Annotated in this window: 10 protein-coding genes; 4 read left to right on the top strand and 6 right to left on the bottom strand. The window is 70.7% G+C overall.

Features of this window, described 5'->3' with window-relative positions; genetic code table 11:
• Nucleotides 1–44 precede the first annotated feature (44 nt).
• Both KGD87_RS18615 and KGD87_RS18610 read left to right on the top strand, forming a co-directional pair.
• The gene (locus KGD87_RS18615) at nt 45–1,151 is read left to right on the top strand and encodes an RNA polymerase factor sigma-32 (RefSeq protein ID WP_284661546.1); all 1,107 of its coding nucleotides are present in this window, start codon (nt 45–47) and stop codon (nt 1,149–1,151) included.
• 91 nt (nt 1,152–1,242) lie between these two features.
• A complete protein-coding gene (locus tag KGD87_RS18610; protein WP_284661545.1) occupies nt 1,243–1,794 on the top strand; it encodes a hypothetical protein in 552 nt (183 codons plus the stop codon).
• A gap of 21 nt (nt 1,795–1,815) precedes the next feature.
• Here the strand turns inward: KGD87_RS18610 and KGD87_RS18605 are convergent, their stop codons facing one another.
• The 4 genes from KGD87_RS18605 to KGD87_RS18590 all read right to left on the bottom strand — a co-directional run bounded on the left by KGD87_RS18605 (nt 1,816) and on the right by KGD87_RS18590 (nt 5,917).
• The gene (locus KGD87_RS18605; RefSeq protein ID WP_284661544.1) at nt 1,816–3,384 is read right to left on the bottom strand and encodes a beta-ketoacyl synthase N-terminal-like domain-containing protein; all 1,569 of its coding nucleotides are present in this window, start codon (nt 3,382–3,384) and stop codon (nt 1,816–1,818) included.
• Between the two features lie 19 nt (nt 3,385–3,403).
• Nucleotides 3,404–4,837, bottom strand: coding sequence for a DUF6250 domain-containing protein (locus KGD87_RS18600; protein WP_284661542.1), 1,434 nt, complete (start codon nt 4,835–4,837; stop codon nt 3,404–3,406).
• Nucleotides 4,838–4,916: 79 nt separating this feature from the next.
• Entirely contained in the window at nt 4,917–5,621 is a 705-nt protein-coding gene (locus KGD87_RS18595) for a hypothetical protein (protein ID WP_284661541.1), read from the bottom strand.
• A gap of 32 nt (nt 5,622–5,653) precedes the next feature.
• Complete coding sequence (locus KGD87_RS18590; RefSeq protein ID WP_284661540.1) at nt 5,654–5,917, bottom strand: molecular chaperone DnaJ; 264 nt, start codon at nt 5,915–5,917, stop codon at nt 5,654–5,656.
• A gap of 57 nt (nt 5,918–5,974) precedes the next feature.
• Between KGD87_RS18590 and KGD87_RS18585 the strand changes: the two genes are divergently transcribed.
• Both KGD87_RS18585 and KGD87_RS18580 read left to right on the top strand, forming a co-directional pair.
• Nucleotides 5,975–6,733 carry a DUF4159 domain-containing protein gene (locus tag KGD87_RS18585; protein ID WP_284661539.1) on the top strand — a complete coding sequence of 253 codons (759 nt, stop codon included), beginning with the start codon at nt 5,975–5,977 and terminating at the stop codon, nt 6,731–6,733.
• Nucleotides 6,734–6,760: 27 nt separating this feature from the next.
• On the top strand, nt 6,761–9,040 hold the full coding sequence (locus KGD87_RS18580; protein ID WP_284661538.1) for a glutamine amidotransferase: 2,280 nt from the start codon (nt 6,761–6,763) through the stop codon (nt 9,038–9,040).
• Nucleotides 9,041–9,094: 54 nt separating this feature from the next.
• On the opposite strand, the gene KGD87_RS18575 is transcribed toward KGD87_RS18580, so the two are convergent.
• Together KGD87_RS18575 and KGD87_RS18570 are read right to left on the bottom strand one after the other, a co-directional pair.
• Entirely contained in the window at nt 9,095–9,649 is a 555-nt protein-coding gene (locus KGD87_RS18575; protein WP_284661537.1) for a superoxide dismutase family protein, read from the bottom strand.
• A gap of 115 nt (nt 9,650–9,764) precedes the next feature.
• Nucleotides 9,765–11,333: an HsdM family class I SAM-dependent methyltransferase gene (locus KGD87_RS18570; protein ID WP_284661536.1), complete on the bottom strand. Its 1,569-nt coding sequence runs from the start codon at nt 11,331–11,333 to the stop codon at nt 9,765–9,767.
• Nucleotides 11,334–11,412 lie beyond the last annotated feature (79 nt).

Raw genomic sequence — 11,412 nt, 5'->3', positions numbered from 1 at the left:
TACCCTGTGGCAACAATCGCGGCACTTTGCTGTATGGAGCCCCCATGGCGAATGGGAGGAAAAGAACCAAAGGGACGTCCCCCCGCCCCCGCGTGAAACGGCCGGCCTCGCCCGGGGCTGGCGACGTCGCGGACGCCGAGGTGGACGGGGCGGAGGTCGAGGCTCAAACGGACCCGGATTCCCTGGAGCCGGACGCGGCGGAGCTGGCGGAGGTCGAACCGGAGGCCGACCTGGGCCCCCTCGTGGCGCCCCCCAGGGCGCTCATCCGCGCGGAGGAGGCGGCGCTCACGCCCAGGGACCCCCTCCAAGCCTACATGGCCGAGGTGCATCGCCATCCCCTCCTGACACGGGAGGAGGAGCTCGAGCTGTCCCGGTACTACAAGGAATCCGGGGATGTGAACGCCGCCTACCGGCTGGTGGCGTCCAACCTGCGCCTCGTGGTCAAGCTGGCCCACGAGTACCACCGCAACCCGCTGTCCCTGCTGGACCTGGTCCAGGAGGGCAACATCGGGCTGATGCAGGCGGTGAAGAAGTATGACCCCGAGCGCGGCGTGAAGCTGAGCAGCTACGCCGCCTGGTGGATTCGCGCGTACATCCTCCGCTACATCATGGACAACTGGAAGATGGTGAAGCTGGGGACCACCGAGGCCCAGCGGAAGCTCTTCTTCAAGCTGCGCCAGGAGCAGGAGCGGCTCGTCGCGCAGGGCTTCGAGGCCAGCCCCAAGCTGCTCGCCGAGCGGCTGAACGTCACCGAGCAGGACGTGATGGAGATGGACCAGCGGCTGGGGCACGACGAGATGTCGCTCGACGCGCCCCTGGGCAACGACGATGACTCGCGGACCACCCGGGCGGACCGCTACCTGCCGTCCAACTCCATCCCGGCGGACGAGCGCCTGGGCGCCGAGCAGCTCAAGGCCCTCTTCCGGGAGAAGCTGTCCGAGTTCGCCCGGACGCTGGAGGGCAAGGAGCGCTTCATCTTCGAGAGCCGCCTCGTCTCCGACGAGCCCCTGACGCTTCAGGACATTGGCGACAAGTACGGCGTCAGCCGGGAGCGGGCCCGGCAAATCGAGGCGGCCCTCATCAACCGGATGCGTGAGTTCATGCGTGAACACATCCCGGACTTCGACCTGGTGGCCAGTCCCAAGGCCTGACGGCGGGGGGCGGGGGCGGGGCATCTGGCCGGGCACTGGCGATATGCTGGGGGCGTCCGGCCGTTCTCCTCGCACCTTCAGGGGACCCCTCATGCACCGCTCCACCCGCCTCGCGGGAGTGTGTCTCGTCGTCGCCACGTTGCTGACGCTCACGGGTTGTTCCGGCTCCCTGCGCAAGAGCTACGTGCGCGACAAGGCGGCCGACCACGTCTACCGCCAGGAGTTGGCGGAGCTGTGGCCCCACGTCCAGGAGGTGCTGCGCAGCCACGGCTACTCCTGGAAGGAGATGCCCGGCCGCTACGTCCTGGAGACGGAGTGGCTGGACTCTGGCGGCGGTAGCCTGGGCCCGGGCACGGCGTCCCGCTTCCTGGTGCAGGGCATCGTGCTCACCACCGGCGGCACGGCCCTGCGGGTGATGCGCGGAGACCGCGTCACCCAGTCCATTGGCGTGGGTTACGTGGACAGGGAAATCAAGACGGACGAGGACTACGCCCAGGCCGTCAACAGCAGCCAGGCCAGCGGCGTCCTCCCCACGCGGCAGAACTACTTCCGGGACCTGGAAATCGAGCTGGAGATTCTCCGCCGCAGTGACCCGGAGGCGGCCGCGCGCCTCGACGCGGACGCGCTGGCCGCGCACCCCTGAGTCCCGCGGCGGGCCCCGCCCCTACTTCGACCAGGGGCGGGAGATGACGCAGGCGTTGATGCCGCCCACGCCCATGGACAGCTTGCCCGCGCAGCCCGCGGGCGCGTCGACGGCTTCGTCGAAGACGTAGCGGCCGTGGACGCGGGAAATCTGCTTGTTGAGCTCCGCTTCCTTCAGCGGCGTGGGGAACACCCGGCCCTGGCCGTAGCCCAGGTACTGCGCCGTCAGCTCCCAGCCGCCGCCTGCGGACATGCCGTGGCCGAAGGTTCCCTTGCGCGCGGTGATGAGAACTTGCTCGGGCAGCACGTCGCGCAGGTTCTGGACCTCCAGGTAGTCACCCGGCGTGGCGGTGGCGTGCAAGTCCCAGCTGCCCACGTCCTCCGGGGCGCAGCCGGACTCGGCCAGGGCCTCTCGGATGGCCAGCGTGGGGCCTTCCTTGGACGGGGTGATGATGTGGTCGGCGTCCGCGGTGACGCCCACCGCGATGGGCTCCATCCCCAGCGGCTTGAAGCCCTTGGCCGTGAAGTGCTCCAAGTCACCCAGCACCCACACCACCGAGCCCCCCGCGACGTGCGTGCCGCGCAGCGCGGTGAGCGGCTTGGACAGGGCGGCGTCCGCGGAGATGACGCGGGCGTTGTAGAAGCCGCCCACCGTGAGCGGCATGGGCGGCGGGTCCGTCATGCCCATGACGACGGCCTTCGCCTGGCCCAGCTGAATGGCGTTGATGGCCAGCCGCAGCCCGTAGCCGAACGACGAGCACGCGGCCACCGGGGCGAACGTCATGCCATTGATGCGGCCCATCATCGAAATCTGCGAGGCCGGCGTGTTGTGGATGTTCCACAGCACGTTGGAGGACACGGCGTTCCACGGCGGCTCCGGCGACATCCACTTCTTCTGGAGCCGGGCGTTGCGCGTGCGCTTCTCCTTGATGACGGCCAGCTTGGCGGACTCCACGTCGCCGTCCTCGGGCACGCCAATGGCTTCGATTTCGCGCAGCTCCTCCAGGTACTCGCGCAGCTCCGGCGAGCGGCCCGCCCAGAAGTGCCACCACGCGTCCTCGGCCTCGTCGCGCGCGGTGTCGTCCACCGTGGACGGCTCCGGCGGCAGGCCGGGCAGCGGCTCCTGCGTCTCTTTCCACTTCCGCAGGGCGCTGTTGCGCTCCGGCGCGGACCAGAAGCGGTCCCACCGGCGCTGGGCGCGGTACAGGTCCAGGGAGATGGAGCGGATGGTGGGCAGATCGCCCAGGCCGGTGCCCACGTAGACGTGCGCGCGGGGCCCCAGCGCCTGCAGCTCCTGCTCCAAACCCGGGTTCTGCGCCAGGGACTGGATGAAGGCGCCAATGGCGAACTGCGTCGGCTGGCCCATCTTCCGCTCGAGCTGCGAGAAGCGGCTGCCCGGGAAGCGCGCGTCAATCCACGGCTTGTAGTCGGCCAGCTCGAACTCCGGCATGCCGACGAGGAAGTTGTCGGGGCCGAAGCCGTTGAAGGGGGACAGCCAGCTTTCGGACGACGAGAGGTTGCGCTCGAACGCCTCGATGTTCCTGGACCGGGGGGCGACAACGCCCCAGCCGAAGATGCCTACTCTGCGCACGTGGGATTGTCCTTCACCGCTAGGGGGCGAGCGGCTGAATCGTCAAGTTGTCGAAGTGGACCCGGTTCTTCCAGCCGGAGAAGCCGAAGTACTGATTGCGCGGGCCCTCCAGCGGGACGGGGTCCTTGAGCGTCAGGTAGGGCTGGCCATCCAGCTCCCACGCCAGGGTGCCGCCGTTGCGGGTAATCTTGATGTGGTGTCGCTTGCCGGGCACCACCGCGGCGCCGTCGCGCACCGCCCGGTCATTCGCGTGCTCGTTCTGCCGGGCGATGGCGGACTGGGTGTTGCGCCAGCCACCGAAGATGATGACGTACCCGGTGGCGGTGTACTGCAGCCGCAGGTCGCCCGCGTAGAACGAGCGCCCGTCGCCCCACACCTCCACCTTGATGTCGCCCTCCGGGTTGTCCGTCCAGGCGTCGAACTCAATGGTGGCGTTGGTGGGGATGGGCTGCTTCAGCCACACCGGCCGGTTGTGCATCAGCTCCACCACCAGCGCCCCGTCCACCAGCTTCACCGCGTCAGGGTGGGTGGCGTTCCACGCGTCACCCAGCGTGTCGCGGTTGAAGTCGTCCGCGTAGGGGCCGGGGGGGGGCGTGGGCGCGCGCGGCGCCGCCGTGAAGGGCAGCCGGTCCGGCGTGTCCACCCGCAGGTTGTCGTAGAAAATCTGGGACTCGAAGCCGGACAGGCCCAGCCGGTCCTGCCCCGGGCCCTTGAGCGGGAAGGGGTCGTCCAGCTCCAGCATCAGCTCGCCGTCGACGAACCAGCGCAGCAGCGTGCCGCGGCGCTCGATGCGCCAGTGGTACGTGCGGCCCGCCTGCACCGGCTGGCCTCGCAGCTCCACCCGGACCTTGGTGTCCTCCTTGAAGGCGCCGCTGGCCTTCAGGTCCACGTTCTCCTGGCCTCCGCGCGCGGCCCGGCGCCGGAGGGCGTCCAGGGAGGGCGCGTTCATGTCGCGCCGGCCAATGACGGACAGGGCGTTGTTCCAGCCGCCCTGCACCAGCACGTATCCGGAGGCGGGGTCCCTGCCGTTGCCGAAGAGCTCCACCCGGATGTCCCCGGCGGGCAGCTCCGAGCGGACGTCGAACTCCACGGCGACGTCCTCCGGCAGCGCGGCCTGGAGCCACAGCGGGTTGTTCTTCACGCCGGGGGCGAGCAGCTCGCCCTGAAGCACGCGCCAGTAGCCCCCCGTGGAGAAGAAGTCACGCTCCACGACGCCCGCGTCGGAGAAGTCCTGGGAATACGGCACCGTCGCCCGCGCGTCCGGCTGGCCGCGCAGCAGCGCGTAGTGGATGAGGGGGAACTGGATGACGAGGATGAGGCCGACGAGCACGGCCCACCCCTTGCGAGTCAGTCCCGTCGGCTTCACCCACGCGGTGCTCGCGGGAGGCTCCTGCCGGGGAGCGGACTCCTTGGGGGACTCGTGCTGCTTCTCCTGACGCCTGGCCTGACCCATCAATCCTTCCGGGGGGAAAGGCGGCGGAATCTACGCCCCGGGCAGGTGGACGTAAAGCACGGCCACCTGCCTCTGGGGGCTACTTGACCCCCCACCGCTTTTCGAGCGCATGTTGCTCCGCCTGCCGCACCTTGAGGCGCTCTCGCTCCCCGCGAAGCTTGTCCGCCTCCTCGGGAGAGGGCCGGACGGCCAGCTGGTACACCGCGCCGGCCACCGCGAAGAGGCCCGCGGCGATGATGACGCCCCAGGGCTTGGCGGCCACCGCCTGCACCACGCCGCCCACCTGGTGCAGCGCCGCGAGCGCGCCGATGACGAGCATCCACGCACCCACCGCGGAGGCCACCACCGCGGCTACCGGGCGTTGCAGCATCGCGCCCGCCAGCCCACCGATGATGAAGCCCGGCACGAAGCCCAGCAGGAAGTCCTGCTGCCCGGCGATCTGCCCGGCCACCAGGCCCAGCGGCACGCCCACGCCCAGGAAGGTGATGGCCGTGGGGAGCAGGAAGCCCAGCGCCATCAGCACCGCGGCGGCGATGGTGGCCATCTTCGCCACGTCCGGCAGGCCCAGCTTCATGACGAGCACGGGCGTCCACAGCAGGCCCATCACCGCGCCAATGGGGCCCGCGAGCACGCGGAAAAGCTTGCCCCCACCGGCGACGAGCAGCGTCACGCCGGCGACACAGCACACGATGCCGGCCCACATGGGCAGCAGCCGGTAGATGGCGACCCAGCCGGTGGGATTGAACGTCTGGTACGCCCCGAGGGCCTGGAGGAGGCCTTCCATGGCAGTTTCTCCTTGATGCGGTCCGCCGAAGCTTACGCGTATCGGACGATTGCGAGTACGAGCAGGAGCACGAAGACGGTGGCGGCGAGCAGGGCGAACCCGTACAGGGCGCGCGGGGTGGCGGTGCGCCGCAGCAACTCCTCCGCCTCCGCGCGGTCCTCGGCGGACGGACTTTCCGCGAGGATTCGCTCGGCGTCGCGCCGTGCACCCGCCACGTCGCCCGCCTCCTTCCGAGCCCAGGCGGCCTGGGCCTCCGCCGAGCCGGGCGCCGGGGGCGTCTGTCCGCCTTTCGCCATGACGCCGTTCTATACCGGGGAATGCGCATACCCGTCGACGGTATATAGATACGCCCTATGTCCGCGCGGCGTCTGACCCGTCGAAACCTCCTGCTCGGCACCGCCGCGCTCGCCCCACTGCTGGCCCGGCGGGCGCATGCCTTCGGTGAGAAGAACCGCTTCATCCCCGCCGTGGCCCGTCACAAGGGCCGCTGGGACACGCGGCTGTCCGGCCTGCGCCGCATCACCTGGGAGCTCCAGCGTCGCACCTCCGTGGAGGTCGTCCCGGACGCGCGCCCGTTTCCGCTCAGCTCGCCGGACCTCTTCGAATACCCGTTCCTCTACTTCGGCGGCGAGGGGGAGTTTCCCCCGCTGGAGGATGCGGAGGTGGCCAACCTGCGCCGCTACCTGACGTACGGCGGCTTCATGCTCGCGGACGCCAACGACGCCAGCGACGGGGCCGGCTTCGACGCGTCCTTCCGCCGGGAGATGGCGCGGGTGCTGCCCCAGAGCCCGCTGGCAGACGTGCCGTCGAAGCACGTGGTGTTCAAGTCCTTCTTCCTGCTGGACGCGGCGCCCGGGCGGGTGCTCAACAAGCCCCAGTTGATGGGCTGCAACCTGGGCAAGCGCACCGCGGTGCTGTACTCGCAGAATGACCTGGCCGGGGCGTGGAGCCGCAACGAGTCGGGTGACTTCGAGTTCGACGTCTCGCCGGGTGGCGAGCCCCAGCGGGAGCTGGCGGTGCGGCTGGGCATCAACGTCTGCATGTATGCCCTCTGCCTGGACTACAAGGACGATGCCGTCCACCTGCCGCTCATCCTCAACAAGCGGCGCTGAAGCCCCGGCCCTCCGCCGAAAGCCTGGATGAACTCCCCCACGTTCAACGCCTGGAAGCTCGTCACCCTCTCGCCATTGCCACCGTGGGCGCTGGTCCTGCTCGCCCTGGGGCTGGTCCTGGGCGTGGCGCTGGCCGCCTGGGGCGTGCGCCGTGAGCCCTCGCGCGGGCGCCGAGTCCTCCTCTGGGCCCTGCGCGTCGGAGCCGGCCTGGCCGCGCTCTTCTTCCTGCTGGAGCCCGGCATCCGCCACCTGCAGGTGGCGCGCATGAAGAACCGCGTCGCGGTGCTGGTGGACCGCTCCGCGTCCATGAGCTTCCCCGCGGAGGTGGGCGGACGCACGCGCTCCGAGGAAGTGGCGGACTTCCTGGAGCGGGCAGCGCCGCGCCTGGCGGAGCTGCAGGACCGCTTCACGGTGGAGCTGTACGGCTTCGACCCGGAGCTGGCGCCGGTGACGCCAGAGACGCTGAAGACGCCCGCGCGCGCGGGCACCACGGACCTGCTGGCGGCGGTGCGTGCCGCGGCGGGGGCGGGGCAGGGCTCGCGCAAGCTGTCCGGGGTGCTGCTGTTCAGCGACGGCGCGGACAACACCGAGCTCAAGGCGGGCGTGGTGGGCCGGGCGCGCGCGGCGCTGGCGGACCTGAACGTCCCCGTCTCCACCTTCACCGTGGGACAGGAGACGCTGAAGGACGTCGCCGTGGAGGGGCTGAAGGTGGATGACTTCGCCTTCGTCCGTAACTCGCTCACCGTGGAGGTGGAGATTCACGGCCGCGGCTTCGAGGGGCAGGACATCCCCGTGGTGCTGAGCCAGGAAGGCAAGACGGTCGCCAGCAAGGTGGTGCGGATGGAGTCCGCGGACGACGTGAAGCCCGTGGCCTTCACCTTCACGCCGGACCAGACGGGGCGCTTCGTCTACACGATGACGGTGCCCACCTTCCCGGGCGAGGCCGTGGCGGAGAACAACACCCGCTCCTTCACGCTGAAGGTGATTCGGGACCGCGTGCGCGTGCTGCTGGTGGTGGGCCGGCCCTCCTGGGACGAGCGCTACCTGCGCGGCCTGCTGCGCCAGGACGCCAACGTGGACCTGGTGTCCTTCTACATCCTGCGCACGCAGTCGGACGACCCGGGCGTGGTGAACGACCAGCGCGAGCTGTCCCTCATCCCGTTCCCCATGGAGGAGATTTTCGACACGAAGCTGGACACCTTCGACGTCGTCATCTTCCAGAACTTCGGGCACTCGGACCCGTCGCTCTCCATCGCCGAGTACGAGCGCAACCTGGAGCGCTACGTCCACAACGGCGGCGCCTTCGTGATGATTGGCGGCGACAGCGTGCTGGGCGAAGGCCGCGCCACCATGCCCACGTTGATGGAGTCGCTGCCGGTGGCCGCCGCGGGCCCCGCCAACCTGGACGCCTTCAAGCCGCGGCTGACGCCCGAGGGCCTGCGTCACCCGGTGACGGGCATTGGCATGGGCGCCGCCAGCACGGAGGCCGCGTGGGCGGAGCTGCCGCCCATCCCTGGCGCCAACCTGACGCAGGCGCGTCCGGGGGCCACGGTGCTGCTGGACCACCCGCACCTGACGGTGGGCGGGAAGAACGCGCCGCTGGTGGCCGTGTGGGACTACGGCCGCGGGCGCTCGCTGGTGATGGCCACGGACGCCTCCTGGTACTGGGCCTTCGCGGCGCACAAGGATGGCTCGCCCAGCCGCGCGTATGACCGCTTCTGGGGCAATGCGCTGCGGTGGCTGGTGAGAGACCCGGACCTGACGACGCTGAAGGTGACGGCGGACCCGCCGTCCGTGGAGCCGGGCCGGCCGGTGGGCGTCGTGGTGCAGGCGCGGATGGCGGACTACCAGCCGGCGCAGGACGCGCAGGTGCGGGTGGAGCTCTTCTCCGTCGCCACGCAGAAGCCGGTGGCGGTGCAGACGGGTTCCACGGGGACGGACGGCGTGGTGCGGCTGGAGTTCGAGCCCCCCGCGCCCGGGCCCTACAAGCTGCTGGCCTCCGCGAAGAAGGGCGAGACGGACCTGGGCAAGGGCGAGGACGCGGTGGCCGTGCGCGCCGTGGGGCCCGAGCTGTCGGACGCGTCCGTGCGGCCGGAGCTGATGGCGCAGATCGCGAAGGAGACGGGCGGCAAGTCGTACAAGCTACCGCGGGACGGCCTCCCGGACGTGCCGCTGCTGGACCCGCCGGTGGTGGAGGTGGGCCGCGCCAGGGATCAGCCGCTGTGGGACCGCTGGTACTACCTGGTGGCGCTCATCGCGCTGCTGGGCGCGGAGTGGTTCGCCCGCCGGCGCTTCGGCTACGTGTGACAGCGGCCTCTCCCGGTGACAGGGAGAGGCCCGGTTGCTGACGGGTGGGGCGGACTACGTCTTCTCCACCACGCCGCAGGCGATGCGGCCGCCCGCGTCCCCCGTCGGGTCGGTGTGGTAGTCGTCTTCCTTGGCGTGCACCACCACCGCGGAGCCGTCCTTGTCGAACAGCGACTTCACGGTGAGGCCGTTCTGCGAAAAGATGTCGAACTGCACCGTGCCGTCGCTCGCCACGTAGAGGTTGGGCAGGTCGCCGTGGTGCTTGCCCTTCGGCGCCAGCAGTCCGTGGGCCTTCTTGCTGGGGTTGAAGTGGCCGCCGGCCGTGGTGAAGGCGGGCGCCTCGCACTTGCCCACCTCGTGGATGTGGAAGGCGTGCTGTCCCGGGGGCAGGTTGCTCAGCTTGCCCTTGATGAGGAGGCCTTGCTTGGTCTGCTCCAGGGTGATTTCGCCCACGTCCTGGCCCTCGGAGTTCTTCACCTGGGCCTTGGCCGTCTGGCCCTTGGGCGGCGTCTTCTTGGCCGCCGGCGGCGGCGTGCCCGCGTCCTCCTGCGCCAGGGCGGGGAGGGCGGCGGTCAGTGCGGCGGCGGTGAGCAGGGCTCGAATCTTCATGGGTGTGTCTTCCTCCTGAGGTCATGCGCTACGGAGCGAAGGTGGACACTAGCGGTTGCCCGTGCCCGCCGCTGGGGAAAGCAAGCGGGCATCCGAGCCATCTGCCGGGTAGCGCTCACTCCTCCGTGAGGGGCACGGGCACCACGCGGGAGGCGCCGAAGGCGGGCGCCCAGATGGCCTGGACCTCCGGCCCATTGAGGAAGCGGACCAGCGCCTGGAAGGCGGGCAGGGGGCCGCCCAGGCGCTCGGCCCAGGCCAGGCCCCGGGGGGAGAGGTTGGGCACCAGCGGGCCCAACTCGTCCCGTGTCTTCACGGACCGGGTGAGGCCCAGGCCCTCGTCGCGCAGGCGCCGCGGCACGTAGAGCGGGGCGAAGCGCGCGTGGCGATGGTCATGCACGCAGCCCTCGTCCTCCAGCAGCGCGGCTGACAGGGGCAGCTCGCGCACGTTGAAGAGCAGCTTCACCGCGCCCAGGTGCGGGTCATAGGGACCGCGCAGCCGGTGGTCGCCGCGGGGGACGAGCCGCCGGTCCAGGTAGCAGTAGGCGCGGGCCTCGGGCGGCACGCAGCCGCGGTGGCGGGCACCGCCGTAGCGATAGAAGGGCCGTATGTGGCTGGCGTCCACCTCCAGCGGCGGCCCGGCCTTCAGCGCGCGCAGCTTGGGCATCAACTCTTCGGGCAGGCCATGGGCCTTCGCGAAGTCGGGCAGGGCTTCTTCCGTCGTGGCTGCGAAGTCCTTCACGCGCGTGAGGAGCCGCTCCGGGTCCGCGTCCACCAGCAGCTCGTCGAAGCGGGTCTTCACGCCGGGGAGGCTGACGGGGACGAGCCGCGTCAGGGGTTCACCGCTCTGCCGCCAGCGGGCATCCAGGGCGGAGGCCTCGGGCGCGGTGGGCGCGAGCCGCCACTCGGGGGGCTCGGGGGTGAAGTGTTGCCCGAGGCCACGCCGCTCGAAGCGTGGGGCGGGGTGAGGGCCCGGGAGGGAGCTCCACACGGTGATGCAGGTCCGCACCTGCGTGCCCGCGAAGGCGCCGGGGCCCAGGTCCACCACCTCGCGCAGGGAGAGCGTCTCCAGCAGTGACTGGCGCAGCGGCGCGTACATGAAGGCGTCCAGGAAGCTCGCCGGGGTGATGAAGGCGAGCGCCCCGGGACGGGTGGCCAGCCGGTGCGCGGCCACCAGGAGGAAGAAGGCGAAGTCGTCGCGCAGGCTGGTGCCGGGCATCAGCGCCAGGGGGAGCAGGGCGCGCAGCCGGGCATAGGTGCCCGGGTCCTTCAGCACGGAGGAGGTGCCGTTGTAGGGCGGGTTGCCCACCCACAGCTCCTGGTGCTCCGGCGGCGTGGTGGCGAGCAGGGGCGCCAGGCCGTCGCGCAGCGCGTCTCCGGCGCGCACGGTGGCCTCGGGCACGCGGGCCTGGCAGAGACGGGCGACCTCGGGGTCCAGCTCCAGGCCGCAGAGCCGGACGCCGGGCCGCAGCCGCGAGGCGGCGGTGAGGAAGGCGCCCGCGCCGCATGAGGGGTCCACGACGGTGAGGGGCCCTCCGCCCACGTGCTGGAGCGCGAGCGCGAGGGTGCGTTCCGCCAGCGGTGCTGGCGTGAAGAAAGCACCCACGGCCTTGCGGTCCAGGCTGGGGAATTGAAGAACGAGCTTCTCCTCATCCACTTCCAGCGGCCTGTGCGCGGTGCGAGGCATGGAACCGCATCCTACTCAGCGTGGTGCGGAGTGAACGCCCGGGGCTCGCATTTAGACTTGGTGTTTCAGCGAGTTGTGC

The organism is Myxococcus sp. SDU36 (genome assembly GCF_030168875.1).
GTDB lineage: Bacteria > Myxococcota > Myxococcia > Myxococcales > Myxococcaceae > Myxococcus > Myxococcus vastator.
This window is presented reverse-complemented; position numbering and strand designations above follow the sequence as displayed.